The sequence below is a fragment of the Saccharothrix australiensis genome (genome assembly GCF_003634935.1).
In the GTDB taxonomy this organism is placed as follows: domain Bacteria; phylum Actinomycetota; class Actinomycetes; order Mycobacteriales; family Pseudonocardiaceae; genus Actinosynnema; species Actinosynnema australiense.
Window position 1 is genome coordinate 429799 of record NZ_RBXO01000001.1, and the last position, 26230, is coordinate 456028.

Here is a 26230-nt window from a genome sequence, read left to right on the forward strand (position 1 = left end):
CGCGTGGCAGCATTGACCCCGTGACCGTTCCGAGTGTCGAAGTGTCATCGGTGCCCGCGGAGCTGCCCGCCGGCAAAGTCCTGCTCGACGTGCGCGAAGCCGACGAGTGGGAGGCCGGCCACGCCCCCGGCGCGCTGCACATCCCGATGAGCGAGCTGGCGCAGCGGCTGGACGAGCTGCCCGGTGACAGCGAGTTCTACGTCGTGTGCCGCGCGGGCGGCCGGTCGGCGCGCGTGACGCAGTACCTCAACGCCAACGGCTGGGACGCGACCAACGTCGACGGCGGCATGCAGGTGTGGGCCGCCGCGGGCCGACCGCTGGTCGGTGAGATCGACGGCGCGGAGCCGGAGGTCATCTGACATGGCGCTCCAGCCGATGCGCGTGGACTGGGTGGCGACCCCGCCGCCCGGCGCGTACCCACGCCGTCAGCTCGGAGCACCGCCGCGCCCGTACACCGGCCCGCCCGCGTACCCCGTGCCGCCGCGGTGGGGCTTCCCGCTGCTGGCGTGGCGCTGGCCGACGTCCGTGGCGACCGACGGCGCGCCCGTCGACTCGATCGACCAGGCGCAGCGCCTGGCCCGCACCGCGTCGCACGCGCTGGGCCTGGCCGGCCTGACGGCGCTGTGGGCGGCGGGCAGCGAGATCTGGCGCTACGTCCTGCTGGCGCTCAGCCGGTACGGCGCGCTGTCCGCGACCACCGTCGACATCTCGGACGCGCTCGTGAACGCGGCGTCCGTCGTCACCCTCGTCGCGGGCGTGACGGGCCTGCTGCTCACCCTGCTGTGGTTGCGCAGGGCGCGCGAGGCCGCCGCCTCCGCCGCCGGTTACGGCCCGTCCCGCTCGGACACCGAGGTGCTGGTCGGCGTGCTGGTGCCCGGCATGAACCTCGTGGTGCCCGGCTCGGTCGTGGCCGAGCTGGAGCACGCGGCCCTGCGGCTGCCCGCCGACGTCCGTCCCGTGCCGTCCCGCCTGGTGCGGTGGTGGTGGGGGCTGTGGGCGTTCACCTGGCTGTTCGCGCTGTTCACGGTCGTGTGGTCGACCCGGTCGAGCGTGCAGGCGATGGCCGACGGCGTCCTGCTGCACGCCGTGTCGGACCTGCTGGCCGCCGCCGTGGCGTTCCTGACGGCCGTGCTGGTCCGCCGGATCACGACCCTGCTGCTGCCGGTGCCCGCGGACGCGCTGCGGCGGATGCGCGTGGTGGACGTCAAGGACGCGCCCGAGCCCGCCCTCCGCCCGATCCGGGCCAACGGCTCGCCGCGCTGACCCCGCACGTGCCGAACGCCCCCGGCGGGCCCTGCCGGGGGCGTTCGGCCGTCACCGCGTGGTCGGCGCGGGGGTGACGGCGGGCGTGCTCGGCTTCGTCGTGTAGGTCGTGGTCGGGATGTGCGGCCGGGACGTGGTGGTCCACGTCGTGCTGGTCGGCCGCGGGGTCGACGGGACCGTGGTGGTCGTCGGCCGGTCCGTGGAGCTGGTCGGCTCCGGGGTCGACGGCCGCGTGGTGGTCGTCGGCCGGCCCGTGCTGGTCGGCCAGGGCGCCGTCGTGCTGCTGGTGGGCTCCGGGACCGACGTGCCGCCGGTCGGCTCGGAGGTCGACGTCGCCGTGCTGCTCGGCGTCGACGGCCTGGTGGTCGTGCTGGTCGGCGCGGGCGCCGTGGGCGACGGCTCGGCGAGCGCCGTCATGGTGACGCCGCCCGTGGCCAGCACGCCGATCGACACGGCCGCCGCGACGAGCGCGCGGCGGGAACGCAGCGCGGTGGGGAAACGCATGGAGGTCCTCCTCGTTGACGTGCGCCGGCCGGTCGTGCCGACCGGCCGGCGGGCTCACGCCATATCCATGCGCTTGGCCGTGGATCTGTTGCACTGCACCGAAAATTGAGCGCTCCGGGGTGTCAGCGCCCCGAGGTGTCAGCGCCCAGGGCGTGTCGTGTCGACGGCGGTGGAGCGGACGGCGTTTGGGCCGCCCGTGCTCGTGGCCGAGCCGCCGCCTGTCGTTGTCGTGGTCGTCCTGGCCGTGGTGGAGCCCGTGCCGGTGATGGTGGCCGTTGGCGGCCTGTGGGTGACCGTGGTTTCGGTGCTCGTGGGGCGCGCCGGCTTGGACGTGCTCGACGACGCCGGTGGCGGCGACACCGACGTGGCCGGCGGCGTGCTGGGCACGCTGGACGCCGGTGGGCGGCCCGGATCGGACGTCTCGGGGCCGTGGGGAATCGCGACCAGGCTCACCGCCACGACCAGCAGCACCGCGGCGGCCGACACCAGCGGCGCGTACCTCCGCAGCACGCCGTGCCGGGGGCGCGCCTCGGCCCGCGCCCGGATCGCCGGGCCCGTCAGGTTCGACCGCACCCGCCCGGCTCGTGCCGCGAGCCTGCTCCGCAGCTCGTCCTCGATGTCATTCACGGCCCCTCCACGCGCGTTCCGGCATCCCGATCGCCGACCTCAACGCGGCCAGCCCGCGGCTGACGTGGGAGCGCACCGTCGGCAGCCGGCAGTTGAGGACCTCGGCGATCTCGGCGTCGGTGAGGTCCTCGTAGTAGCGGAGCACCACCGCCGCGCGCTGCTGCCTGGGCAGCTCGCGCAGCAGCCGCCACAGCCGTTCGTCGCGCTCGTCCAGGGGGCGGTCGAGGTGCTCGCCCTCGGGCAGGTCGGCGACCGACCGGATGTGCCGGGTGCTCCACCGCCGCCGCCACGAGAGGTACTCGTTGGTGACGGCCCGCCGCACGTAGGCGTACGGCGTCCCGGTAGGGCTGTCCAACTCGCCCCACCGCTGGTAGATCCGCACCAGCACTTCCTGGACCAGGTCCTCCGCGTCGGCCCTGCTGCCGGACAGCAGCACCGCGTACCGGACCAGCGCCTGCTGATGGTCGTGGACGAACTGGTCGAACGACGCCGTGTCGCCCAATCCGGTCTCCGCTCCTCGTCGTGCCCGCGCACTGACTAGACGCGCCCCGACCGCCGCCTGTTGCTCATGTGGCCGGGAACACGTCGTTCTCGAACTCCCAGACGAGGGCGAGCGGCAGCCGGGCGCCCCACCGCCGCAGGGCGGCTTCCGCCGAGCCGTGCTGCCCGACGAGGCTCCGCCCGGTGACGGGGTCGCGGCGGTAGACGACGGCGGTCGTGCGGTCGTCCTCGACGACTTCCATGCCCCACGCGAAGACCCGCGTGTGGTCGGCCTCGGACACCAGGGAGAAGAGGTTCGCTTCCATGCGCACACTGTGCGGGTGGGAGATGCACACCTTGGGGTGATCAACCTCGGGAATCCCGCATCCGGGTTTTCCGCCGGCATGATGGTGTCGTGCCCGCACAACCACCGTTCCGCCGACGCCGCCTGGGGCGGAAGCTGGCGAGGATGCGCGCCGACGCCCGGATGACGCTGGGGGAGGCGGCGGAGGCGTTGTTCAAGACGAAGTCTGCCCTGCACCGGATGGAGAAGGGCGAGACGTTGGTCGACGTCCACCTGGTGAAGTCGATGATGGACCTCTACGACTGCTACGACCCCGACCTGATCGAGCAGACGGTCAAGGCCCGTGAGAAGGGTTGGTGGACCACCTTCGGGATCGAGAACCAGGGGTACATCGACGTCGAGACCGAGGCGACGCACGTCTACGACCTCTCGCCGCTGATCATTCCGGGATTGCTCCAGACACCGGAGTACACGCGGGCGCTGTTCGAGGCGCATCGGCTCAAGCGGACATCGCGGTGGCTGGAGAACGACATCGAGGTGCGGCGGATACGGCAGAAGCGGCTCGCCGACCCGGAGGTGCCGCTGCGGTTGCACGCGATCGTGCACGAGGCGGCGTTGCGCACGGTGGTGGGTGGTCCGGGAGTGATGGGCGGGCAGTTGGCGCACCTGCGCGCCGTGGCCGGGTCGCCGAACGTCGTCTTGCAGGTGCTGGCCGGTGCGGCGGGGATCGTGGACGGCATGGCCACCGCCTTCACGCGGCTGTCCTTCGCCGAGGCGGACGAGCCGGACGTGCTCTACATCGAGTACCTGACCGGTGCCCTGTACATCGAGAACGAATGGGAGTTGAATGAGGCTAAACTGACCTTCGAGCACGTGGCCTCGCGGGCGCTGGGTCGTGACGAGTCGGTGGCCCTGATCGAGCGGATTCCGGCCGAGTGAAAGAGGCGATGACTGTGTCCACAGTGGACTTCTCCGGTGCGGCGTGGCGGAAGAGCAGCCGGAGCAACGGTGCCAGCAACGCCAACTGCGTCGAGGTCGCGGTTGTCGGCTCGGCGGTGGGTGTGCGGGATTCCAAGAGCCCCGGTGCGGGTGTGCTGGCGTTCCCGGCCGCGCGGTGGGCTTCCTTCGTGCGGCGCATGGGTTCCTGATCCGGGGTGTCGGACGCCCGCATGTCCGCACCTCGGTAGACGGGCACTTCACGTCGATCGGGTTGGGGAATCCGGCATTCGGATGTTCCCGTCGGTGTTCCGGAACTTCCCCGATCCGGCGGATTCCCCGATGAGCTACGCCGAGCACCCGTTCGGAGTCGTCCGGATGGGGGAGAAACACCGGTCATCGAAGCTAGACTGGCGTTCGAGCACTTGGTGGTTCAGGCGTCGCAGTCGAGGAATCGGTTGCTCCGCCGACGCGTCGTAGCCGGGTGGAAGAGGCGATGACTGTGGAGTTCTCGGGCACCATGTGGCGCAAGAGCAGCCGTAGTGGCGGTGGCGGCAACGCCAACTGCGTCGAGGTCGCGGTCGCCGGGTCGGCCGTCGGTGTGCGGGATTCCAAGAGCCCCGGCGCGGGGGTGCTGGCATTTCCTGCCGCGCGGTGGGCGTCCTTCGTACGGTGTCTGGGTTCCTGACCTCCGGTTGCCGGACTTTCGAGTTCAGGTGCACCCATACTCCGGAGCGCGGGGTCGGCGGCTCTGATCGAGCGGGTCTTGCGGGGTGAAAGAGGGGATAGCAGTGTCCACAGTAGACCTCGGTGGTGCCGTGTGGCGCAAGAGCAGCCGTAGCGGTGGCGCGAGCAACGCCAACTGCGTCGAGGTCGCGGTCGCCGGGTCGGCCGTCGGTGTGCGGGATTCCAAGAGCCCCGGCGCGGGTGTGCTGGCGTTCCCGGCCGCGCGGTGGGCGTCCTTCGTGCGGCGCATGGCTTCCTGACTCGTTGTTCAACTCGCGTACTCCCGATGGGGCTTGGGGCGGGCACCGGCGTCTGACAGCGTGAGGTGCCATGCGGGCACTTGTCGTCGCGGTGGTGTTGTCGTTGCTGGTGCCGGAGGTCGCGGACGCGCGTCCCAAGCGCGCGTTCGACCTCCAGGCGCATCGGGGCGGTATCGGGCTGACGGTGGAGAGCACGTTGGCCGCGTTCGCCAAGGCGCTGGAAGTGGGCGTCACGACGCTCGAACTCGACGTGCAGATCACCAAGGACGGCCGCGAGGTCGTCACCCACGACCGCAAGACCAATCCCGCCAAGTGCCTCGACACGGCGCCCGCGTTCCCCGGCGACCCGGCCTTCCCGTACGCGGGCAAGTACGTCAAAGACCTGACCTTCGCGCAGGTGCGCACCCTGGACTGCGGGTCGCGCCGCTGGTCGCAGTACCCGGACCAGGAGCTGTCGCCGGGCGCGCGGATGCCGACGCTCGCCGAGGTGTTCGCGCTCGCGCGGAAGTACCGGGCGCACGGCGTGAAGTTCAACATCGAGACCAAGGTCGAGGCCGCCGCGCCGCACGAGACCGCGCCGCGCGAGCAGTTCGTGGAGGTCACCGCGCGGGAGGTCCGCCGCTCCGGCTTCCAGCGCGACGTCACGATCCAGTCGTTCGACTGGGGGACGCTCATGCTGTGGCGCGCCAAGGAACCTCGCCTGCCGCTGGTCGCGTTGACGCAGCCCGAGTTCCTGCGCCCCGGCTCGCCGTGGACGGGCGGGCTGGAGCTGGCGGACTTCGACGGGAGCGTCGTGCGGGCGGTGCGCAGCTTCGGCGCGTCCGCGTTGTCGCCGGTGCACGGCAACCCGCAGAACGGCAAGGTCGGCGACCCCGGCTACACGCCCTTCACCACCAAGGCGCTGGTGGACGAGGCGCACGCGCACGGCATCGAGGTCGTGCCGTGGACCGTCAACGACCCGGCCACCATGCACAAGCTCATCGACGACGGGGTGGACGGCATCATCACCGACTACCCGGACCGGCTGCGGGAGGTGCTGGCGGAGCGCGGGTTCAAGCTGCCCAAGCGGTACCGCGCGCACCGCTGAGAGCGGGCGCGGCTCAGGACGTGAGCGGCAGCTCGCGCAGGCCCCGGATGACGAACTCCGCCCGGCGGCGCGGTTCGGCGGCGAGCCGGGCCGTCGGCAGCTTGCGCGTCAGCGCCGACAGGGCCGCCTGTACCTCGATGCGCGCCAGCGGCGCGCCCAGGCAGTAGTGGATGCCCATGCCGAAACCCAGGTGGGCGTTCGGCGTGCGGCCCACGTCGAAGGTGTCCGGCCGGTCGAACACCAGGGGGTCGCGGGCGGCCGAGCCGAGCAGCGCGGCGATCTTGTGCCCCGGTTCGACGGTGTGGCCGGCGATCTCGACGCGTTCGGTGGCGGTCCGCTCGAAGAGCTGGAGCGGGGAGTCGTAGCGGATCAGTTCCTCGACCGCCGTGGAGAGGAGGGACTGATCCGCTACGAGGCGTTGCCACTGCTCGGGGTGGGTCAGGAGGGCGTTCACGCCGTTGCCGATGACGTTCACCGTCGCCTCGTGACCGGCCATGAGCAGGAGGACCGCGGTGGCGACCAGCTCGTCCTCGGTGAGCTTGCCGCCGTCGGTGTCGGTGACGGCCACCAGGTCCGTCACCAGGTCGTCGCCGGGCGACCTGCGCCGCAGCGCCACGAGGTCGCGCAGGTAGGCGACGAACTCGGTGGCCGCGCGCTCGGCCGCGTCCTTCTTCTCCGGCGCGAGGTCGTACTCGTACATCTTCACGATGGCGTTCGACCACGGTTGGAGCAGCGCGCGGTCGGCGGCGGGCACGCCCAGCAGCTCGGCGATGACCTCCACCGGGAGCGGCGCGGCCACGTGGGTCAGCAGGTCGGCCTGCCCGTGGTCGGCGATGCCGGCGACGAGCCCGTCGACCAGCTCGTCGGCGAGGTCGGAGATCCACGGGCGGAGGCGCTCGACGTGGCCCCGGCCGAAGGCGGCGGCGACCAGGCGGCGCAGGCGGCCGTGGGTGGGCGGCTCGTTCTCCAACAGGGAGTTGCGGTGCAGGAGGTTGAAGCCGGTGAACCGCTCGACGGGCGCGACGTCGGTCCAGACGCGACCCAGCGAGCGGTGCCGCAGCACGGCCGAGGCCGCCGCGTGCGACACGGCCAGGGCGACGCCCATCTCCTCGTGCCAGTGCACCTCGCCCCCGGCGCGCAGGGCGGCGAAGGTCGGGTAGGGGTCGGCGAGGAAGGCCGGGTCGTGCTGGTCGAAGGGCGCCACGGTGACGGACGGTAGGTCGTGGGGTGGTGGCAAGTCCATTCGTGTGTGGTTGTTGTTTCAAATATTCAGCGGGCCGTGACCATCGTTGGCCGAGTTGACCCGTTCGGTACTCCACCAGGAGCATTCGTGCTTGTGCCACCGGAACTCGTCGCCCACCGCGGGGCGTCCCACGCGCGACCCGAACACACCCTCGCCGCCTACGAGCTGGCGATCGCCGAGGGCGCGGACGGCGTGGAGTGCGACGTCCGGCTCACCAGGGACGGCCACCTGGTGTGCGTCCACGACCGGTCCATCGACCGGACCAGCGGCGGCAGCGGCGTCGTCAGCGCGCTGACCCTGGCGGAGCTGCGCCGGCACGACTTCGGCAGCTGGCACGGCGGCGAGCCCGCCTCGGTGCTGACGTTCGACGAGCTGCTGGGGCTGGTCGCGGACAGCGGCGTGCGGCTGTTCGTGGAGACGAAGCACCCCGTCCGGTACGGGGGCGCGGTGGAGCGGCGGGTGGCCGCGGCGCTGGCGGCGCACCCGGTGGACGCGGTGATGATGTCGTTCTCGGCGGCGGCGGTCCGCCGGTTCAAGGCGCTGGCCCCGGCGACGCCCACCGTGCTGCTGTTCGGCCGGGCCTGGCCGGAGCGGCTGCCCCCGTTCGCGGACTTCGCGGGTCCGGGCGTGCACCTGCTGCGCAAGCACCCGGCGCGCGGGGCGGGCACCTACTGCTGGACGGTGGACGAGGCCGACGACATCGCGTTGTGCGTCGAACGGGGTGTCCGGTTCCTCGCGACGAACAACCCGGCGCAGACGCGCGGAGTGCTAGCGGATAGCTTGACGCCCGACCAGCTCTGACCCCAAGGAGGCGGCGGTGGCGAAGCGGACGGCCGTGAAGAGCAAGCCCGCCGACGGCGGCAACCCGCGTCGGCCGTGCCCGTGCGGTTCCGGCAAGCGCTACAAGGCGTGCCACGGCGCGGCGGGTGGCGCGGCGGACGTCATCGTGGCCCGCCCGTTCCAGGGGCTCGCGGCCGAGACCGAGTTGATCGCGCTGCGCGAGTTCGTGCCGTCCGCGACGGTGCGGCTGCCGCTGGCGGACGCGCCGCGCGAGGTGGTGCTGGCGTCGGTGCTGCCGATGGCCGCCGCCGCGCTGGTCCGGGCCGACGGCACCGCGTTCGTCGGGCTCCAGGTGCAGACCCGGTCGGGTGACCTGAGCCGCGACCTGGCGCGGGCCGTGCGGTGGGCGCTGACGGCCCCGACCGGCGAGGCGCTGCCGGTGGTCGGCCCGGACGACGGCAGCGAGCCCGGCCGCCTCCAGGACCTGCTCGACGTGGACGCGACCGTGGAGCCCGAGCTGCACGCGGACTTCGCGTGGTGGCTGCCGCCGGACCAGGAGCCCGCGGGCGAGGTGGCGCTGTCGCTGGAGCGTGCCAACGCGGCGATCCTGCCCACCGAGCGCGTGGACGCGCCCGGCGTGCGGGCCGCGTACTGGGTGGACGCCGGTGACAAGGCGCACCTGCGGTGGGTCCGGCCGGAGCCGGAGGAGGCGCTGCTGGCGGCGCTCGCGCGACTGTCCGTGCGCGGTGAGCTGGACCTGGGCGAGGGCTCGCGGTACGCGGGGTCGTTCCGGGCGCACGGGCTGCTGGTGCCGGTGTGGGACCTCGACCGGGAACTGCACTCCAGCGAGTGGGCCGGTCCGGCCGAGGCGCTGGGGAAGCGTTTGCGGGATGCGCTGACCAGCCTGGACGCCGAGCCGTTGACCGAGGCCGAGCGGCGTGCTCGGGACGGGCTGCGGGGGCGGCAGATCACCCTGCGCTGAGTTGTCCACAGTTGTCCCCAGGGCTGTCCACAGGTGCCTGTGGACAACTCGACGGCCACTAGGGAGCGAAGATGCTGCTCCGGATCGCGTCCAGGGCGGAGTGGGCCGGCGCGAGGGAGTCGGGCGCGATCCCGCTCGACCCGGACGGGTTCGTGCACTGCTCGGACCCCGGCACCGTGCACCTGGCGGCGAACCTCCGGTTCCGGGGTCGGCACGACCTGGTCGTGCTGATCATCGACCCGGAGGGGCTGCCCGTGCTGTGGGAGCCGGGCGACGGCGACGAGGCCGGGCCGTGGTTCCCGCACGTCTACGGGCCCATCCCGGCGGACGCGGTGGTCGGCGTGCAGGAGTTCACGCCCGACGCCGACGGGGTGTTCCGGCCGTTGCCCGTCCTGTGACCTCCGCCTGAGGGGAGGCGGGCGGTGGGCCGCGCGCCACCGCGTCCGACGCGGCGAAGACCGCCGTGGCGACGGTGGTGGTGGGCGACGTGCCGGAACTGCGCCCGGAGGGATGTGCCCGGAAAGATATGCCCGGAGGGATGCGCCCGGAGGGGATCGGGCGGGTGCGGCTGGGTGTGGCGCTGGACGAGCCGCGGGCCACCGGCGAGATCGGGGACGCCTTGGACATGCCCACGGCGTCGGCCGGAAATGACCTGCGGTGCGAGTTCTACTTCCAGGAAGCCGGTGACACGCTGACCGGGATCGGCGTCAGCCGACCCGCGCGGCCGCGCGGTGCGACGGCCGCCCGGAAAGCGCGCCGGGCGGCCGCGTGGAACGGTCCGCCCGGCGTGCGGCGGTTTCCGGTGATCAGAGCGCACCGCCCGCGGCGTGGGGCGCGAAGTCGTCGCCCGAATCGCCCAGCGACTCGCGGGCCAGGTAGTCCTCCACGTGGAAGAGATTGCCCTCCGCGCGGTCGATCACCCCGAGCAGGGTGATCATGGACGCCTCTTCCTCCACCTGTTCCTTGAGGAACCACTGGAGGAACTGCTCGCCGAGGAAATCGCCCTCCTCGCGCGCCGTGCGGGCCAGGACGACGAACTGCTCGGTGACCCTCCGCTCCTGCTGGAGGGCCAGTTCGACCGGCTCGCGGGCGTTGGCGAAGTCGTTGCGCACCGACTCGACGCCCGGAATGCCGACCGGCAGGTTGCGGTCGAGGAAGTACTGCACGATCATCATGCCGTGGTTGCGCTCCTCCAGCGACTGCCGGTAGAAGTGCGCCGCCAGCCGCTGCAGGTCCCGGTCGTCGAACCACACCGCGATGGCCAGGTACTGCTGGGACGCGGCGAGTTCGTGGCCGATCTGCGCGCGGAGCAGGTCGACGAATTTGGACGTGCGGGTTGGAATGTTCTTCACGTTGTCGGCCATGTCGCCGAGGTTAACCCACTCGGCGAATAATTTCATCGCAGGTGAGGCTAATATTGGTTTGGTTCGCCTAAGCTTTCTTCGGTAATCCTCACCTGCTATTTCAACGCGGCGCGGTCGATCGGGCACGACAGGCAACGCGGCCCTCCGCGACCGGAGCCCAGCTCCGATCCGCTGATCCGCAGGACCTCGACGCCGGCGTCCTCCAGCCGCGCGTTGGTCTCCACGTTGCGCTCGTAGGCGACCACCAGGCCGGGCCCGAGGGCGAGGGTGTTGTTGCCGTCGTCCCACTGCTCGCGCTCGGCGGTCACCGGGTCCAGCCCGGTGTCGATGACCCGGAGCCGGTCGATGCCCATCGCGTCCGCCGCCGCCTCCAGGAACGGGGCGCGGTCCTCCACCACCACGCCGCCGTCGCCGTCGGGGCGCACCGGGTAGGCGAAGAGGTTGTCGCGCACCGCCGGGTACATCACCACCGCGTCGCGGTCGACCATCGTGCACACCGTGTCCAGGTGCATGGTGGCGCGCTCCTGGGTGATCGGCACCGCGAGGACCGTGTGCGCCAGGCCGTCGCTGAGCGCCGAGCGGGCGAACGACTCCGCGCCCGCAGGCGTGGTGCGCTCGCCGACGCCGATCGCGAGCACGCCGGGCGCCAGCAGCAGGACGTCGCCGCCCTCCACGGGCGCGGAGTGCGCGCCGTAGGCGCGACCGGTCCGCCGGAACCTCGGGTGGTAGGCGTAGATGAGGTCGGTGAGCGCCGTCTCCCGGTCGCGGGCGGGCAGCGCGAGCGACGTGATGGCCACCCGGTCGCCCACCCAGACCGACGAGTCGCGGGTGAACAGCAGGTTCGGCAGCGGGTCGACGGCGAAGTCGTTCGGGTGGTGCATCTTGCGCACCAGGGACGCGCCCTCGGCGGCGGGCAGCTCCTCGAACGTCATGCCGGTCATCAGGGCCGTGGCGAGCTGCTCCGGCCCGATGGTCGACAGGTGCGAGCGCAGCGCGTCGGCCAGGTCGATGCCGAGGCGGCGCTCGTTGACGGCGCTGTGGATGCCGGCGATCCGGGCGCGGTCGTCGTGCAGCGCGGCCACCAGCAGGTCGGACAGGAGCAGGACCTCCGTGCCCCGGCCGCGGAGCACCTCGGCGAACGCGTCGTGCTCCTCCTGCGCGCGGTCCACCCACGGCACGCCGTCGAACAGGAGCTGGTCGTTGTTGCGCGGGGTCAGGCGCTTCAACTCCGCGCCCGGCCGGTGCAACAGCACCGTGCGCAGGGGGCCGACCTCGCTGTCCACGCGGGGCGCCGGGTCCGGCGCGGCGTCCGGGGACTCCGTTCGGGCGATGTGCGCAGTCACGTCAGCGAGGGTAACCCGACGACGGAGGAACTCGCAGCTCAGAGCGGGGTGAATCAGTGGAGTTCGATCGTATGAAGGGCCTAATGCGGTCAATCGTTAAACGCGAAGGGGTCAACGGGTGGGAAACGTTGCGTGGTGAGGTGGACCCCCTTGCCGGCGCTGGGATGATCGAAGCTCAACCGGGGAGGGTTCTTGGTGCACTTGACGGTCGACGCGCCGGGTGGCGCCGCCGCCGCGACGGACATGCTGATCGGGGAACTGGTGCGAGGGGCGCGGGTGGACGCCCGGCGCGCACCGGCGACCCTGCCGGACGGCGCGAAGAGCGGCACGGGCCTGGCGGTGTCCGAGCTCCTGCTCAACGGCGCGGTGCCCGCCGCCGTCGCCGCGGCCGTGGCGTCGATCGTCACGGCCTTCGTGCAGCGCGGCAGCGCGCGCAAGGTGGTGATCAGGTCGGGCGAGGAGTCCATCACCGTGCAGGGCGCGGACGCCCGGACGCAGCGCGCGCTGGTGGAGGACTGGCTGAAGAAGCACGGCTCGCCCGCCGACGAGGGCTGAGGTGGGCCGGTACGCGCTGCTCGTCGCCACCGGCGAGTACGCCGACGTCCGGCTGAGCCGGCTGCGCGCGCCGTCGCAGGACGTGGAGCGGCTGGCGGCGCTGCTGGAGGACCCCGGGGTCGGCGGGTTCGCCGGGGTGCGGGTGCTGCGGGACGCCGCCGACCACGAGATCCGGCGCGCGGTGGAGGACGTGCTGGCGGCGCGCACGCCGGACGACCTGGTGCTGCTGTACTTCTCGTGCCACGGCCTGACCACGGCGGCGCGGCGGCTGTACTTCGCGGCGGCCAACACCGTGCAGGACCGGCCCGCCGGCACGGCGATACCCCGGTCGTTCCTCAACGAGCAGCTGGAGGACTGCCGGGCCTCCGGGCGCGTGCTGATGCTGGACTGCTGCTTCAGCGGCGCGTACGTGGAGGGGTTCAAGGACGCCTCGTCGGCGGTGCTGGACGGCGGCGGCGAGGGGTACGTGGTGCTGACCGCGTCCAACGCCTACGAGTACGCGTTCGAAGAGGACACGGTGTCGTTGGAGGCGCCGCGGGCGTCGCTGTTCACCGACGTGGTGATCGAGGGGCTGTCGAGCGGCGCGGCCGACCTCGACGGCGACGGGTGGGTCGACGTCAACGAGCTGTTCTCGTACGCGTTCCGGGAGGTGCGCGGGCGGCGGCCGGACCAGACGCCGCAGTTCTTCGCCCAGTCCGCCGGTCCGCCGCTGCGGATCGCCCGCGCCGGCGGTGCGGTGCCGTCGGTGGTGCGGCGGTCCGCGTCCTACACGTCCGGCCAGCTGCTGGTGGCGCGCGGGTTCCGGGCCGCGGCGGAACCGGTGTGCCGGACGCTGGGGCCGTGGGGCAGGCGGTCGGTCGTGCTGGTGGACGGTCGACCGGTGGAGCTGGCGGACTCGGCGGCCATCGCGTCGGCGTTCCAGCCGGACGACCCGCGTGACTCGCTGGGCGCGTCCTACGTGCGCGAGCTGATCTCCGAGGTGCACGCCACGTGCGGTGACGGCGGCGCGTCGGCGGTGGCCGTGGCGCGCGGCGCGATCACGCGGCTGGTGGAGGCCATGCGCGACGGGCACGACCCCGTCCGGCTCCTGCACGGCGTGCGGGCGGCGGCCGACGCGGCGGACCGGCTCATCCGGTCGGTGGCGGAGCCGCTGGAGCGGGGTGACGTGGCGCGGCTGGCGGCGGCGTCGGCCGCGAGCGACCGGATCGGCGCCGTGGTGGGCGAGGTGGTGGCGGTGACCGGGCGGTTCGGCGCGGTGCTGGTCGAGCCGGGGCTGCGGGCCGGTGTCGACCACGAGGTCGTGCCGGGGCTGCGGTTGGAGAGCGGGTACGTGACGGCGCTGTGCGTGACGGACCCGGTGCGGCGGGAGGCCGTGCTGGCGGACGCGCGGGTGCTGCTGTTCGCCGGGCGGTTGCCGGACCGCGCGCTGGCGCTCGTGGACCTGATGGGCCGCGGTTCGCCGCTGCTCGTGGTGTGCGCCGAGGTGCCAGAGTCCGTGCTGGGCGCGCTGCTGCGGTCCGACCGGCCGGTGGTCGTGGTGTGCGCCGAGGTGACGGAGCGGCTGTCGGCCGTGGTGGGCGGCGAGGTGCTGGACGACGACCTGCTCTACCGGGCGGACGCCCATTCGCTGGGGCACGCGGCGAAGGTCGTGGTGACCGAGTGGGACACGACGGTGATCGGGTCGGCGCGGCCGTCGGCGGGTGACGCCGGCCAGGACGTGGCCGGGGTCATCCGCGCGCCCGCCGACGCCCTGGCGCGGACCGAGCGGGCGGTGCGGGCGGTGCGGAGCGCGGCGCGGGACGGCGTGCTGCGCGGCGCGGGCGTGGGGCTGGGTGAGATCGGGGCGCGACTCGCCGACGAGGCGCCGGTCGCCGGGGGCCCGGTCGCGCCGGCGGGGCTCACGCGCCTGGCCGGGTCGGCGGGTGCCGCGGGCTCGGCCGGGCAGGCGGACCCTGCGGTCGCGGGTCCGGTGGGGTCGGGTCCGGTGGGGTCGGGCTCGGTGGGGTCGGGCTCGGTGGCGGCGGCGCGGGTGGCGGCCGAGGCCGCGGGGTGGCGGGCGCTCGCGGGTGCGCTGGGTGAGCCGGCCCGGTGCATCGCCGAGAACTCGGCCGTGGAGCCGCACGACCTCGACCCGGCGCTGATCGACTCGGCGGGGACGGCCCGCGCCGTGGTGGCCGCCGCCGCGCGGACCGCCGCCCGGTTCCTGCTGGTGGCGTAGCCGGCGGTGGCTCGTCCGAGCGAACCGCTCCACACGTTCGTAGTCCCGGTCGAGGGGTGCCGCGCCGCCCTGGCGGATAGTCGGGTGCGGACGGCGGAGTGCGGCCGGGGACGACGCGGAGGTGCGCGATGCGGGGCAGGTCGAGTCTGATCGCGGCGGTGGTCGCCGTGCTGGTGGCGACGGCCGCGCCGGCGGCGGCCGGGCCGCGCATCGTCGGCGGCGGTGTGGCGACCGGCGACTACCCGTGGATCGTCGCGATCTACGACGGTGGCGGCGTGCACTACTGCGGGGGCTCGCTCTTCCGGGCGCGGTGGGTGATCACGGCCGCGCACTGCGTCGACACGCCCGAGCCGACCGGCGGACCCGGTGACATGAAGCTGCGCGTGGGGTCCAAGGACCTGCGGCGGGGTGGTGTGACCGTCGGGTGGGAGCGCGCGATCCGGCACCCGCGGTACGACGGCGACAAGTACGTGCACGACATCGCGCTGATCAAGCTGGCGCGGCCGGTGGCGGAGCGGCGCTCCGTCGACCTCGCGCCGAACCGGGACTGGGACGGCGAGGTGCTCACGCTGCTCGGCTGGGGCCAGACCTGCCCCGCGTACCAGTGCGACCGGGGATCACGCGTGCTCAAGGCGTTGGAGGCGCGGGCGCTGTCACCCGGCGCCTGCCACTCGCGGGCGACGGGGTTCGAGCCGGACACCGAGCTGTGCCTGGACTCCACACCGCAGGCCACCGCGTGCTACGGCGACTCGGGCGGCCCGGCGCTGTGGCGCGGCGACGGGACGTGGCGACTGGTAGGCGTGACCACGCACGGCAGCGAGTCGTGCGGCGACGAGGACACCATCCACACGAAGGTCCCCGCCTACCGCAACTGGCTGAACGCAACCACCGAAGGCCACTAGCCCACACCCCCTCCAGCCTCCCCTCCCCTCCTGCTCCCCCCACTCGCTCCCCCCTCGCTCGCTCCCCCGCGAGGCCGCGTCGGTGGTTCACGGCGCGAGTCCTGCCGATCACGCTTTTCGATCGGCAGGACTCGCCCCGTGTGCCGCCGACTAAAAGGCGGCCGAGCCGCCCGACGGAGTCGGGCCATTCAACACCGAGCCGCCCGACGAAGTCGGGCCATTCAACACCGAGCCATTCAACACCGTTCAGCTCACGAACCGGGTGTCCGGGTGCCGGGCCGGGCCGTGGTCGAACAGGCGGCCGTCGCGGTGCTTCAGGTGCACGTCGAAGAACCGGGCGACGTAGTCGTGCTGGGCGTCGAGCGACTTCTTCGCGTCGATCGCGCCGACCAGCTCCTCCTGCTTGCCCGGCTTGAGCAGCGACGCGACCTGCGGCGTGACGAACTGGAGGTCGGTGAAGCTGTAGTGCGTGGACCGGTCGAAGTGCAGGTCGCGCTTCCACCCGCGCTGCACCTCCCAGAACTTCGCCCACGTCGGCCCGAGCCGGGTGTCGACGTGCGAGTGCTCCCACCGCTCGCCGGTCTCCGGGTCGACGAAGTCACCACCGACCAGCAGGAACGGGCGGTCCAAGCCGTGCTTCACGACGTCGCCGAACTGGCCGTCGTCCCAGCCCATCGAGCCGTCGATGTTGATGCCCGCGTCGAACCGGCGGTCTTGGAACATCGTCTCGCCGGTCGTGTAGCCGCCGTAGGAGTGGCCGAACATACCGACCTCCGTCAGGTCGAGCGAGCCCGCCAGGCCGCGTGGCAGCGGGTCGCGCTCGGCGTCCGGGTTGTCGCCCCGGTCCAGGCGGGCGAGTTGGTCCAGCACGAACCGGGAGTCCGCGACGCGGGTGTCGATCGCGGTCTTGCGGACCGCCGGGTCGAGCTGGTCGACGGTGCCGGGCACGACGCGCCCGCCCGGAAACTCCACGACGGCCGCCTCGTGGGTGTGCGAGACGGACGCGACGACGTAACCCCGGCTGGCGAGGTCGTCGGTGAGGCCGGTGTTCAGCTCCTTGGCGCTGCCGAACCCGTGCGAGAACACGACGACCGGCCAGCCGCCGCGGGTGCGGTCGGCGGTGGCGCCGGTGCGGGCGTGGCGCTTGGCCGAGCCCCAGTCGATCGAACCGGCCGGTAGCTCCAACAGGTACGGGCCGGCGGCGACCTCGTCCAGGACGCCCCGGATGCCCGGTGGTATCCAGGTCGCGCGCTCGCCGCCGCGGTGCGCCGGGTAGGTCAGGGTGACCATCAGCTCGCGCTTCTCGGCCGGTCGCCACGGGTCCGGGCGGTTGTCGACCAGGTGCAGGTCGGTGGTGCCGACCGGGTACCGGCCGCTCAGCGGCGGCATGGTGAGCTTCGCACCGGCGGCTGTCGTGGTGGTGGTCCCGGTCGTGGGGTCGGCTGACGCGGGTGGGGCGAACAGGGTGGCGGCCACCGCGAGACCCGCGGTCAGGCCGAGTGCGCGGACGCGTTTCGAGGACACTGGATGAACCCCTCCTTCGCCGTGTGTCGGCGAAGATCATGCTGGCAAGGGGTGGCTTGCACGCGCGTCAGCCTGTCGGTTGAGCCGTGGTCCGCCGCGAGGGTGATCACGGCAGCCAGGACACGTGCCCCCGCAAGACCGTGTAGCCGACGAAGGCCACCACGTCCAGCAGGGTGTGCGCGACGACCAGCACCCACAACCGGTTCGTGCGCTGCCAGACCTTGCCGAACACCAGGCCCATGACCACGTTGCCGACGAACCCGCCGAACCCCTGGTACAGGTGGTAGGAGCCACGCAGGACGGCGCTCGCCAGCAGGGCGGTGTGGTCGCGCCAGCCGAGCTGCCGGAGCCGGGTCAGCAGGTAGCCGACCACCAGGACCTCCTCGGCCCAGGCGTTGCCCGCGGCCAACAGGATGAGCACGGCGCTCCGCCACCACGACTCGTCCAGGGTGGACGGCTGGACGGCGAGGTTCAGCCCGAGCTGCCAGGCGACCAGGTAGAAGACCAGTCCGGGTATGCCGATGACGGCGGCCAGGCCGAGGCTGCCCAGGGCGTCCGGGCCGATCCGCGTGCGGTCCAGGCCGAGCGCCTTGAGCCGGGTGCCGCCGCGCCACAGGAGGTACAGGCCCAGGCCGCCCCACGCGGCCAGCTGCACCACGCCGAGCAGTTGCGCGAGCAGGTCGAGCAGGTCGAAGCGGGCCTGCGGGGCGTTGATCGCCACGGACTGCTGGTTGAGCGGCTGCGGCTTGAGCAGGCTGTCCAGCAGCCGGACCAGGCTGCGCAGCCCGGACAGGCCCAGCGTGACGGCGAAGACCAGCAGGATCTCGACCTGGTAGCCGCGGCGGGCCTGTTCCTCGATCACCCGTGCAGGTTAACCGCGCCGCGTGGGCAGCCGCGCCGCTCGGGCCGGGACCGCCGCGCCACGTGGGTCGGGCTCGGCGGAGCGGTGGGGTGGGGTGGCGCGGCCCGGCGCGGCGATGCGGCGGCGCGGCGCGGCTGTGCGGCTGTGCGCGGCTGGTGGCGATGTGCGGTTGTGCGGCGATGCGGTGCGGTCAGCCGCGTTGGGCCAGGAAGGGGCAGCCCATCAGCCTGCGCAGCTCGACCGCCAGTTCACCCGACGTCGCCACCGGCCGCGAGAACGCGATCCGCACGTCGTGGTCCTCGTCCGACGTCTCGACCCGCAGCCGCAGCCCGAACCGGTCGAGCCCGAGCGGTCGGACGTGGCCGCCGCGCAGGCCCTCCGGCAGGTGCTGGGAGAGCAGGCCGACGACGTCGCGGTGCGACAGCTCCAGGTGCCGCAGCCAGTGGTCCTCGTGCTGGTGGAACGGGTCCGGGGTGGCCTGCGCGAACAGCTCCGGCCGCAGCGACGTGGTGCCCTCCGCGTCCGCCACCACGAGCGACGCGGGCGACAGCCGCAGCACCGCCGCGCCGTGGCCCACGTCCAGCAGGCGCGGGTCGGGGCGGTGCTCCGCGACCTCGATGCTCGCGGCGCGGGCCTCCGCCGGGGCCAGGGTGCGCAGCCAGCCGGTGATCCAGAGCAGGCCGCGCACCGGCTCGCGCAACTGCACGGGCGCGTGGTCGGCGACCTCCAGCATGGCGGTGACCTCGGTGCCCCGCGCCGCCTCGGTGAGCGGGTGGCCGTCGGGCAGCAGGATCGTGGTGTCACCGGAGGCGTGCACGTGGTGCAGCACGGGGACGACGCGGTTCTCCGCGCCGTCCGACGGCAGCAGCGCGGCCCGCCCGCCCCTGGCGGCGATGGTCCGGGCCCGCTCCGCGGGGCGCGGAGCGGGCGGTCGACGGGTCTGGGTCACCGCTCACCTCCGTAGTTAGGCAAGCCTAACTTGGAGACGGGTGCGGAAGGAAGTCCCACAATCGGTTTATCGGTTCGTGGTTGCCCGCTGACGGGTGGGCGCGGGGGCCCTAGCCTGGGTGCCGCCTTGGCGGAGGTGGGCCGTGGTGGTGCCGAACAAGCCGTCCACCGGACGTGCGGCTCTCGATGACCCGTGGACCAGGCACTGCCTGGAGATCGCCGGTCGGCGGGCGTTCTGCTGGGTGGTGGTCGGCGTGCTCGCGTTCTGCGGGCAGTTGGCGCTGGTGTTCCTCGCCGGCGCGTCGTCCGACCTGCCCGTGGTGCTGCTGGTGCTGTCGGTCGCCGTGTTCGGGTTCGCGTCGTACCGGCGTCGGCCGATCGCGCACCTCATGGCCGATCGCGAGTGGCGGTACGTGCGGGTGCACTGGCGCAACGGGCTCCTCGTCGTGCACGGCGCGCGGTCGGCGGTGCTGGACGTCAGCGCCGGTCCGCTCGCGCGCGGGCGGATCACCCGGCACCGCCGGGCGTGGCTGGTCGTGCCCGACCGGGAGGGCAACACGGTGGTCACGTTCCGGGGCGTGCCGAGGTTGTTCCCGGCCCGCGTGCGGCGGCGGTGAGTTTTCTCTCCACCCGTTTCGGTGATCGTCTTTTCGGGTAATCCCGTCGGTGGCGACCCTTTCTGGTTGTGTGGGAGCAGTGGTGGGCGAGGAGTGGACGAAGCGGTGCCTGACCCGCGCGGACCAGCGCGCGGTGGGGTTCATCGGGCTCGCGCTGCTGTCGTTCGTCGTGCTGTGGCTGGTGTCCCTCTGGGTCGGGTCGCGCTGGGTCTTCGTGCTCGTCCCGCTGTGCGTCGAGTTCGCGGTGCCCGGCTTGCGGCACTTCTTCAGCCGGCACGTGATGCGCCGCATCGTGAAGGCTTTCCCGTGGCACCAGGTGGCCGTGTCGTTCGTGCCCGGTCGGGCGCGGGTGGGGCGGCAGGCGTACCTGGAGACCGCCGGGTCGGACCGGACGTTCCTGCGGCTGCCCGAGATGCCGGAACGCGTGCGCGAGCAGGTGCGGCGCTCCGGGCGGCTGTGGCTGGCGGGGCCGGACGCGCGCGGGCGGACCGCCGTGCTGACCCCGGACACGCCGTTCGTGACGCTGGGCCGGGTCGTGATCCGCTGACGCACCGCCCGGCTGCCGCGAACCGCGCCCCGCCCCCGCTCCGAACCGCGTCCTGCCCCGAATCGCGCCGGGCCCCGAACCGCCGCCGGGCGCTGATCCGCACCGGGCCGGCACGGGTCAGCGGCCCACCGGCAGGTCGTGCTGCTCCGCCCAGGCCGCGACGTCCTCCCTGCGCAGCGCCGTCGCCAGCAGGTCCGGGAAGCGGTCCGGCGTGCACGCGAACGCGGGTGCGCCCAGCTCGGACAGCCGGGCCGCCAGCTCGTGGTCGTAGGACGGCGTGCCGCTGTCCGACAGCGCCAGCAGCACGACCACCACCACCCCGCTCTGCACCAGCTCGCGGACCCGCCGCTGGAGTTCCCGCGCCACACCGCCCTCGTACAGGTCGCTGATCAGCACCAGCACCGTGTCCGTGGGGCGGCGCACCAGCGACTGCCCGTAGGCGACCGCGCGGTTGATGTCCGTGCCGCCGCCGAGCTGCGTGGCGAACAGCAGGTCGACCGGGTCCTTCAGGTCGTCGGTCAGGTCGACCACCTCGGTGTCGAACACGACCAGCCGCGTCTCGACCGCGCGCAGCGACGCCAGGCTCGCGCCGAGCACCGCCGAGTACACGACCGACTCGGCCATCGACCCCGACTGGTCGACCAGCAGGATCACGTCCTTGAGCGCGGCGGCCCGGCTGCGGCGGGTGTGGCCGACCAGCCGCTGGACGACGACCGTGCCCTGGTCCGGCTGGTAGTGCTTGAGGTTGGCGCGGATCGTGCGCGCCCAGTCGACGTCGGCCAGGCGGGGCCTGCTGGTGCGCTTGGCGTGGTCGAGCGCGCCGTGGACGGCCGCCAGCAGCCGGTCGGCGAGTTTGCGCTCGATGTCCTCCACGACCTTGCGGACGACGGCGCGGGCCGTCTCCCTGGTGCGGGCCGGGATGGCGGAGGACAGCGACACCAGCGTGCCGACCAGGCTGACGTCGGGTTCGACGCCGGACAGCAGCTCGGGTTCGAGGAGGAGCTGCCGCAGGCCCAGGCGGTCGACGGCGTCGCGCTGCATGACCTGGACGACGGACGTCGGGAAGTACGTGCGGATGTCGCCGAGCCACCGGTGCAGCACCGGTGACGAACCGCCGAGCCCGGCGGCGCGCTTGCCGCCCGCGTCAGGGGCGTCCGCCACCGCGCCGCCGCCGTAGAGGCCGGTGAGGGCGGCGTCGCGGCGGCGGTCGTGCTCGTCCAGCGCGCCCAGGTCACCGGCCGCGCCGCCGAGCAGGAGCCGCCACCGGCGCAGGCGTTCGGCTTCCCCCGACCCGCCCTCGCCGGCCGCGACCGGCGACGCCCCGTCCCCGGTCACGGCGCCCCCTGGCACGGCGTCCCCTGGCACGGCTCCCGCCGGCACGGATTCCCCTGGCACGGCGTTCATCGGCACGGCGTCTCCGGTCACGACTCCTCCTCGGTGGCGGACCGGCCGCCGGTCACGGTGCGGCTCCCGCCAGGAGGCCGCGCACGTGCGCGGCGAGGCGGGTCGCCAGGTCTTCGTCCCACTCGACGCCGGCGGCTCCGGGCGCGTTCCGGGTCGTGCCGCGGACGCGGTCGCCCAGCATCCGGCGCTCGGCCGGGCTGAACTCGGTGATCGCCCGCCTCAGCAGCGGCAGCGCACCCGCGAAGTCGTCCGCCCGCAGGCCGGACAGCCAGTCGTCCACCACGCCGAACAGCCGCTGGTCCGCCGTGAGCAGGGCCGCCGAGCCGCGCAGGAAGCCCGCCACGAACGCCGTCGCGCCTGCCGCCGCCGACACCGCCCGGTGCAGCCTGGCCGCGACCGCGTCGGAGTCGAGCGCGCCCGCCTCCCACAGCAGCCTGGTCGCGCGGCCGGTCGGCAGGCCGTGCGCGCCCGGCATGGCCACCAGCGACTCCAGGGCGGTGCGCCAGGCGTCCCGGTGCGCGTCGTCGGCGGCCAGGCGCACCGCGTCGTCCGCGCCCTCCACGGCCGCGACGGCGCGCTCCGCCGTGTCGTCGTCCACGCCCCGGCACGCCAGCGGCAGCCCCACCGCGCCCCTGGTCAGCAGGCCGTGCAGGGCGACCCGCAGCAGCTCCGGGTCGGTGCCCCGCACCGAGCCGTAGCGGACCGTCGTCGCCAGGTCGGGCAGGGCCGCCAGCAGTTCCAGGGCGTCCGTCGCCGCCGCCGCGCAGCGGTCCAGGGCGGCGCGCGCGGCCGCGACCGCCGCGGGCACCTCGCAGCCGACGGCGTCGCCCAGCACCTCCGCCGCGCCGACCACGCGGGTCGCGTCGGCCGCGCGCCGGGCCAGCACCTGGCCGGCCGCCGCCGCCACCGTCGTGCCGTGGCGGGCGGCGGTGGCCAGGGCCACCGCGAACTCCGGCCGCCAGTGCAGGTGCCACGCCTCGGCGAACGTGCCCAGCGTCCTGGTCGTGTCCGGCACGCCCCACGGCACGTCCAGCACGGCCAGCCGGCGCAGCAGCTTCGAGCGCTCCCGGTCGGTGTCCTTGCGCAGGTCGAGGCGGACCTGCTTGGGCGTCGCGTTCAGCGGCAGGCGCAGCCGCCTGGTCAGGCGGTTCAGGTCGGCCGCGAGCGGCGACGTCGGGACGCTCGCGCCCACCTCGCCGAGCCGTTCCCCGACCACCAGCCGGTCGTGGACGAGGGCCAGCGGCACCTGGTCGCCGTCGCACAGCACGGCCTTCGCCGCCTCCATGACCTCCGACAGGCCGGGCGACGGCCGGCCGCGCAGGGCGGCGAGGGTGTCGGCCAGGCGCACCGCCTCCACGGCGCTCGCGGTCGACGCCGGTAGGTCCTCGGCGCGCAGCACGGCGCACGCGCGGGAGAACCAGCGGGCCACCGCGTCGCCGCGCGGCGCGCACTCCCACAGGTGCGCGTACCAGCCCGGCGAGCCGATGCCCGCGCCGTAGCCGGACGCCGTCGCCAGCTTCCCGTGGCTCCAGGGCACCCACGTCCCGGAGACCTTCCGCTTCGGCAGGCCGCGCAGCAGCGCCGCGTCGGCCGACGCGGGCGGCAGGGTGCGCAGCGCGGGCACGTGCCACGCGCCGCAGACGACCGCGATCGGGCCGTCGGTGTCCTTGAGCGCCTGCCGCAGGTGCTGCCGCATGGCGGCCTCGCGGCGCAGCGTCCGGTCGTCCACCTCGTCGGCGAACTCCTCGCGCAGCGCCGTCATCGCCTCCGCGACCGCCTCCGCCAGGTCCGCCGGGTCGGTGTGGTGCTCGACGACGTCCTCCCACCAGCGCTCCGGGTCGTCGAACCCGGCCGCCTCGGCGAGCGTGCCCAGCGGGTCGAGCGACGCCCCGCCGCCCTCGGCCGGCTCCTCCGCCAGGGACGCGGCGGCGGTCAGGTCGAAGAAGCGCACCGGCACCGCGTTGGCGTCCGCCCACACCAGCGCGCGCCACTCCGGGGAGAACGCGGCGAACGGCCAGAACGCCGCGCTCGCCGGCTCCGCCTCGTCGTGCAGCAGCAGGGCCACCGGCGGCGTCAGGTCGGGCACGTGGCGCAGCAGCGCGTCGCCCTCCGGCGGGCCCTCGACGAGGACGACCGCCGGCCGCAGGCGTCCCAGCGCCTCCTCGACCATGCGGGCCGAGCCGGGGCCGTGGTGGCGGATGCCGAGCAGGGTCACCCGCGCGGGCAGCTCGCCCGCCATCAGCGGTCCCGGCACGCGCGGTAGAGGTCGCGCCAGTCGGGGCGCTCCTTGACCACGGCCTCCAGGTACTCCTGCCACGCGGCGGTGTCGGAGACCCGGTCCTTGACCACCGCGCCGAGCAGGCCGGACGCCAGCTCGTCGGCGGTGATGGAGCCGTCGCCGAAGTGGCCGGCCAGCGCCATGCCGCTGGTGACCACCGAGATCGCCTCGGCGGTGGACAGGCTGCCGCTGGGCCGCTTCAGCTGCGTGCGACCGTCCACTGTGGACCCGTTGCGCAGCTCGCGGAAGATGCGCACCACGCGCCGCACCTCCTCCAGCGCGGGCGGCTCGGCGGGCAGCTCCAGGGCGCGGCCGAGCTGGGCGGCGCGCGACGAGACGATCGCCACCTCGTCGTCCTCGGTCGCGGGCGGCGGCAGGACGACCGTGTTGAAGCGGCGGGCGAGCGCCGAGGACATCTGGTTGACGCCCCGGTCGCGGTCGTTGGCGGTCGCGATGACCGTGAAGCCCGGCACCGCCTGCACCTGGGTGCCCAGCTCCGGCACCGGCAGCGACTTCTCCGACAGGATCGTGATGAACGAGTCCTGCACCTCGGCGGGCATCCGGGTCAGCTCCTCGATGCGCGCCACCGCGCCCAGCCGCATCGCCGTCATGACCGGGCTCGGCACGATCGCCGCCTCGCTCGGGCCCTCCGCGATGAGGCGGGCGTAGTTCCAGCCGTAGCGCACGGCGTCCTCGCCGGTGCCCGCCGTGCCCTGGACGACCCGCGTCGAATCGCCGCTGACCGCCGCCGCGATGTGCTCCGACAGCCACGACTTGGCGGTGCCCGGCACACCCACCAGGAGCAGGGCGCGGTCCGTGACCAGGGTGCCGACGGCGACTTCGACCAGGCGGCGGTCGCCCACGTACTTGGGCGTGATCACCGTGCCGTCCGGCAGCGTGCCGCCGAGCACGTAGCGGACCACCGCCTGCGGCGACAGGCGCCACCGCGGCGGGCGCGGGCGGTCGTCCGCCTTCGCCAGGGCGGCCAGTTCGGTGGCGTACTGCCGCTCCGCGGCGGGGCGCAGCACGGTCTCGGTGGTCACGGTCGGAGTCCTTCCGGTCGGGTGGCGAAGGCGTCGCGGAGCTGCATCCGCAGGCGGAGCACGTCGAGGTCGGCGGTGTGCTCGGGCCAGCGCTCGGTGATCCGGTCCCAGTGCGCGCCGAGCACCTCGGCGTCGCCGCGGGCCAGCAGCACGGCGGGCGGGCGGCCTGCCCGCCACCGCGGGTCGCGGACGTGGGCGTAGCGGTCGAGGAGGGCTTCCGTCGCCCGCGCCGGCCACGGGCCGGGCAGCTGCGAGCAGGCGTGGTCGAGCAGGTCGTAGTTCCAGCCGCGGGACACGTCGACGATGGTGCGGGCGGCCAGGTCCGGCGGGAGCGCGGCCAGCATCTCGAGCTGCTCCATGCCGGTGAGCGCGCGGGTGGCGGCCACGGCCCACGGCGTGGCGTCCGCGGCCAGCCGCAGGCGCTGCGCCACGCCGCGCAGCAGGGCCGCCGCCCACGGACCGCGGGCCAGCTCGCGCGCCGCGCCCGCGTCGTCGGCGGCCAGGCGGCTCGTCCAGTGCGCGGGCGGGACGCTGGCCGCCGCACCGCGCAGCCGGCCCGCCACACCCGTCTCCGAGCCGTCGCGCAGCAGGTCGCGGGCCTCCTCCGGCGACGGCTCGGCCTCGGTCCACAGCTCGCCGCCGCGCACGTCGAACCCGTCGGCGGTCGGCAGCAGGCCGCGGTGCAGGCGCTCGGCGGCGCGCTCGGCGAGGCGGGAGCCGGGCAGGGCGCGCAGGAGGCGCAGCGCCTCGTCGTGCACGCCGATCGCGCGGTCGTCCAGCGCTCGTTCGAGCAGCGGCTCGTCGGCCGCGGACAGGCCCGCCTCCAGCGCGGCGACCAGCGCCTGCCGGTCGGTGGCCCGCCGCTGGACGGCGAACTGCTCGGCCAGGAACGCCCGCGTGCCGTCCGGGTCGGCGAGGCGGGCGCGGCGCAGGGCGGCGACCCGGCTCGCGCCGGGCAGGTCCAGCGCCTCGGCCAAGTCGACCTCGTCGGCGACGCCCGCGCCGGACGCCCACGACCAGCCGGGGCGCACGGCCGCCAACCACCGGCCGCGCGCGCCCAGCACCGTGCCGACGGCCTGGCGCAGGCCGGGGTGGGTGGTGGCCAGGCCGAGCAGCGCCGGCAGGTCCTTGGCGGCGGCGACCACGCCCGCGCCGGACGCCAGGCCGCACCACTCGGTGAGCACGATCTGGTCGTCCAGGGCGAGGATCTGCGCCAGCACGGCACGCGCGCGGTCGCCCGCCACGCGGTCCGCCGAGGCGGGCGCGGGCGCGAGGGGCGGTGTCGCGACCGGGGCGGGCAGCCGGGCGGCGTGCGCCGCGACGCCGAGGGCCGCGCAGCGGTCGAGCAGGTCGGCGGGCGTCGTGCCCGCGCGGTGCGCGCCGAGGAGCAGCGCCTGGACCGCCTCGTCCCACTCGGTGCGGGTGGTCATGCG

At 74.1% G+C, this 26230-nt stretch carries 29 protein-coding genes; 16 read left to right on the forward strand and 13 right to left on the reverse strand.

From position 1 onward, the window contains the following. The first annotated feature begins 20 nt into the window (after positions 1 to 20). The 3 genes from C8E97_RS02090 to C8E97_RS02100 all read left to right on the forward strand — a co-directional run bounded on the left by C8E97_RS02090 (position 21) and on the right by C8E97_RS02100 (position 1876). Positions 21 to 359 carry a rhodanese-like domain-containing protein gene (locus C8E97_RS02090; RefSeq protein ID WP_121001108.1) on the forward strand — a complete coding sequence of 113 codons (339 nt, stop codon included), beginning with the start codon at positions 21 to 23 and terminating at the stop codon, positions 357 to 359. Position 360: 1 nt separating this feature from the next. Beyond that, complete coding sequence (locus tag C8E97_RS02095) at positions 361 to 1263, forward strand: DUF4328 domain-containing protein (RefSeq protein ID WP_121001110.1); 903 nt, start codon at positions 361 to 363, stop codon at positions 1261 to 1263. 109 nt (positions 1264 to 1372) lie between these two features. Further along, positions 1373 to 1876, forward strand: a complete 504-nt coding sequence (locus C8E97_RS02100) for a hypothetical protein (protein ID WP_121001112.1) — start codon at positions 1373 to 1375, stop codon at positions 1874 to 1876. Positions 1877 to 1905: 29 nt separating this feature from the next. On the opposite strand, the gene C8E97_RS02105 is transcribed toward C8E97_RS02100, so the two are convergent. The 3 genes from C8E97_RS02105 to C8E97_RS35715 all read right to left on the reverse strand — a co-directional run bounded on the left by C8E97_RS02105 (position 1906) and on the right by C8E97_RS35715 (position 3200). Further along, a complete protein-coding gene (locus C8E97_RS02105; RefSeq protein WP_121001114.1) occupies positions 1906 to 2394 on the reverse strand; it encodes a hypothetical protein in 489 nt (162 codons plus the stop codon). Continuing rightward, positions 2387 to 2896, reverse strand: a complete 510-nt coding sequence (locus C8E97_RS35710; protein ID WP_246018613.1) for a SigE family RNA polymerase sigma factor — start codon at positions 2894 to 2896, stop codon at positions 2387 to 2389. The genes C8E97_RS02105 and C8E97_RS35710 overlap by 8 nt, the downstream gene beginning before the upstream one ends. 64 nt (positions 2897 to 2960) lie before the next feature. Next, on the reverse strand, positions 2961 to 3200 hold the full coding sequence (locus C8E97_RS35715) for a hypothetical protein (protein WP_246018615.1): 240 nt from the start codon (positions 3198 to 3200) through the stop codon (positions 2961 to 2963). A gap of 89 nt (positions 3201 to 3289) precedes the next feature. Between C8E97_RS35715 and C8E97_RS02115 the strand changes: the two genes are divergently transcribed. The 5 genes from C8E97_RS02115 to C8E97_RS02135 all read left to right on the forward strand — a co-directional run bounded on the left by C8E97_RS02115 (position 3290) and on the right by C8E97_RS02135 (position 6187). Then, complete coding sequence (locus C8E97_RS02115; RefSeq protein WP_147454976.1) at positions 3290 to 4117, forward strand: helix-turn-helix domain-containing protein; 828 nt, start codon at positions 3290 to 3292, stop codon at positions 4115 to 4117. 8 nt (positions 4118 to 4125) lie between these two features. Then, on the forward strand, positions 4126 to 4326 hold the full coding sequence (locus tag C8E97_RS02120) for a DUF397 domain-containing protein (RefSeq protein WP_121010600.1): 201 nt from the start codon (positions 4126 to 4128) through the stop codon (positions 4324 to 4326). Between the two features lie 284 nt (positions 4327 to 4610). Next, positions 4611 to 4802: a DUF397 domain-containing protein gene (locus tag C8E97_RS02125; RefSeq protein ID WP_121010603.1), complete on the forward strand. Its 192-nt coding sequence runs from the start codon at positions 4611 to 4613 to the stop codon at positions 4800 to 4802. Between the two features lie 103 nt (positions 4803 to 4905). Continuing rightward, a complete protein-coding gene (locus tag C8E97_RS02130) occupies positions 4906 to 5100 on the forward strand; it encodes a DUF397 domain-containing protein (RefSeq protein WP_121001118.1) in 195 nt (64 codons plus the stop codon). A 70-nt stretch (positions 5101 to 5170) separates the two neighbouring features. Continuing rightward, positions 5171 to 6187 (forward strand): glycerophosphodiester phosphodiesterase, encoded by a 1017-nt coding sequence (locus C8E97_RS02135; RefSeq protein ID WP_121001120.1) that lies wholly within the window; start codon positions 5171 to 5173, stop codon positions 6185 to 6187. 13 nt (positions 6188 to 6200) lie between these two features. Here C8E97_RS02135 and C8E97_RS02140 read toward each other — a convergent pair whose 3' ends face one another. Beyond that, on the reverse strand, positions 6201 to 7430 hold the full coding sequence (locus tag C8E97_RS02140; RefSeq protein ID WP_121001122.1) for a cytochrome P450: 1230 nt from the start codon (positions 7428 to 7430) through the stop codon (positions 6201 to 6203). Between the two features lie 87 nt (positions 7431 to 7517). Between C8E97_RS02140 and C8E97_RS02145 the strand changes: the two genes are divergently transcribed. The 3 genes from C8E97_RS02145 to C8E97_RS02155 all read left to right on the forward strand — a co-directional run bounded on the left by C8E97_RS02145 (position 7518) and on the right by C8E97_RS02155 (position 9590). Next, the gene (locus C8E97_RS02145) at positions 7518 to 8231 is read left to right on the forward strand and encodes a glycerophosphodiester phosphodiesterase family protein (protein WP_342776170.1); all 714 of its coding nucleotides are present in this window, start codon (positions 7518 to 7520) and stop codon (positions 8229 to 8231) included. 16 nt (positions 8232 to 8247) lie between these two features. Next, positions 8248 to 9192: a DUF5926 family protein gene (locus tag C8E97_RS02150; RefSeq protein WP_121001126.1), complete on the forward strand. Its 945-nt coding sequence runs from the start codon at positions 8248 to 8250 to the stop codon at positions 9190 to 9192. A gap of 71 nt (positions 9193 to 9263) precedes the next feature. Continuing rightward, positions 9264 to 9590: a DUF952 domain-containing protein gene (locus C8E97_RS02155; protein ID WP_121001128.1), complete on the forward strand. Its 327-nt coding sequence runs from the start codon at positions 9264 to 9266 to the stop codon at positions 9588 to 9590. A 408-nt stretch (positions 9591 to 9998) separates the two neighbouring features. Here the strand turns inward: C8E97_RS02155 and C8E97_RS02160 are convergent, their stop codons facing one another. Both C8E97_RS02160 and C8E97_RS02165 read right to left on the reverse strand, forming a co-directional pair. Continuing rightward, positions 9999 to 10556 (reverse strand): ferritin, encoded by a 558-nt coding sequence (locus C8E97_RS02160; protein WP_121001130.1) that lies wholly within the window; start codon positions 10554 to 10556, stop codon positions 9999 to 10001. 95 nt (positions 10557 to 10651) lie between these two features. After that, positions 10652 to 11899, reverse strand: coding sequence for an arginine deiminase (locus C8E97_RS02165; protein WP_211346894.1), 1248 nt, complete (start codon positions 11897 to 11899; stop codon positions 10652 to 10654). Positions 11900 to 12091: 192 nt separating this feature from the next. On the opposite strand from C8E97_RS02165, the gene C8E97_RS02170 reads away from it, so the two are divergent. The 3 genes from C8E97_RS02170 to C8E97_RS02180 all read left to right on the forward strand — a co-directional run bounded on the left by C8E97_RS02170 (position 12092) and on the right by C8E97_RS02180 (position 15574). Then, positions 12092 to 12454 carry a hypothetical protein gene (locus C8E97_RS02170; RefSeq protein WP_147454977.1) on the forward strand — a complete coding sequence of 121 codons (363 nt, stop codon included), beginning with the start codon at positions 12092 to 12094 and terminating at the stop codon, positions 12452 to 12454. A 1-nt stretch (position 12455) separates the two neighbouring features. Further along, on the forward strand, positions 12456 to 14672 hold the full coding sequence (locus tag C8E97_RS02175) for a caspase, EACC1-associated type (protein WP_121001134.1): 2217 nt from the start codon (positions 12456 to 12458) through the stop codon (positions 14670 to 14672). Between the two features lie 128 nt (positions 14673 to 14800). Then, a complete protein-coding gene (locus C8E97_RS02180) occupies positions 14801 to 15574 on the forward strand; it encodes a S1 family peptidase (RefSeq protein ID WP_121001136.1) in 774 nt (257 codons plus the stop codon). Positions 15575 to 15820: 246 nt separating this feature from the next. On the opposite strand, the gene C8E97_RS02185 is transcribed toward C8E97_RS02180, so the two are convergent. The 3 genes from C8E97_RS02185 to C8E97_RS02195 form a co-directional block, all read right to left on the reverse strand. Continuing rightward, on the reverse strand, positions 15821 to 17098 hold the full coding sequence (locus tag C8E97_RS02185) for an alpha/beta hydrolase family protein (RefSeq protein WP_121001138.1): 1278 nt from the start codon (positions 17096 to 17098) through the stop codon (positions 15821 to 15823). Between the two features lie 106 nt (positions 17099 to 17204). Continuing rightward, positions 17205 to 17960, reverse strand: coding sequence for a CPBP family intramembrane glutamic endopeptidase (locus C8E97_RS02190; protein ID WP_121001141.1), 756 nt, complete (start codon positions 17958 to 17960; stop codon positions 17205 to 17207). A 190-nt stretch (positions 17961 to 18150) separates the two neighbouring features. Beyond that, positions 18151 to 18909 carry a DUF2470 domain-containing protein gene (locus C8E97_RS02195; protein ID WP_121001143.1) on the reverse strand — a complete coding sequence of 253 codons (759 nt, stop codon included), beginning with the start codon at positions 18907 to 18909 and terminating at the stop codon, positions 18151 to 18153. Between the two features lie 142 nt (positions 18910 to 19051). Between C8E97_RS02195 and C8E97_RS02200 the strand changes: the two genes are divergently transcribed. Together C8E97_RS02200 and C8E97_RS02205 are read left to right on the forward strand one after the other, a co-directional pair. Continuing rightward, the gene (locus tag C8E97_RS02200; RefSeq protein ID WP_246018617.1) at positions 19052 to 19525 is read left to right on the forward strand and encodes a hypothetical protein; all 474 of its coding nucleotides are present in this window, start codon (positions 19052 to 19054) and stop codon (positions 19523 to 19525) included. Between the two features lie 70 nt (positions 19526 to 19595). Next, positions 19596 to 20072, forward strand: coding sequence for a hypothetical protein (locus C8E97_RS02205; RefSeq protein WP_147454978.1), 477 nt, complete (start codon positions 19596 to 19598; stop codon positions 20070 to 20072). 117 nt (positions 20073 to 20189) lie between these two features. Here the strand turns inward: C8E97_RS02205 and C8E97_RS02210 are convergent, their stop codons facing one another. Genes C8E97_RS02210 through C8E97_RS02225 form a run of 4 tightly spaced genes read right to left on the reverse strand, consistent with a single transcriptional unit; the run spans position 20190 to position 26227 of the window. Continuing rightward, on the reverse strand, positions 20190 to 21497 hold the full coding sequence (locus C8E97_RS02210) for a VWA domain-containing protein (RefSeq protein WP_246018619.1): 1308 nt from the start codon (positions 21495 to 21497) through the stop codon (positions 20190 to 20192). A 31-nt stretch (positions 21498 to 21528) separates the two neighbouring features. Beyond that, positions 21529 to 23730, reverse strand: a complete 2202-nt coding sequence (locus C8E97_RS02215) for a DUF5682 family protein (protein ID WP_246018621.1) — start codon at positions 23728 to 23730, stop codon at positions 21529 to 21531. Beyond that, positions 23715 to 24797, reverse strand: a complete 1083-nt coding sequence (locus C8E97_RS02220; protein WP_121001149.1) for an ATP-binding protein — start codon at positions 24795 to 24797, stop codon at positions 23715 to 23717. Before C8E97_RS02220 ends, C8E97_RS02215 begins: the two co-directional genes overlap by 16 nt. Further along, a complete protein-coding gene (locus C8E97_RS02225; protein ID WP_121001151.1) occupies positions 24794 to 26227 on the reverse strand; it encodes a DUF5691 domain-containing protein in 1434 nt (477 codons plus the stop codon). Before C8E97_RS02225 ends, C8E97_RS02220 begins: the two co-directional genes overlap by 4 nt. Positions 26228 to 26230: the final 3 nt, after the last annotated feature.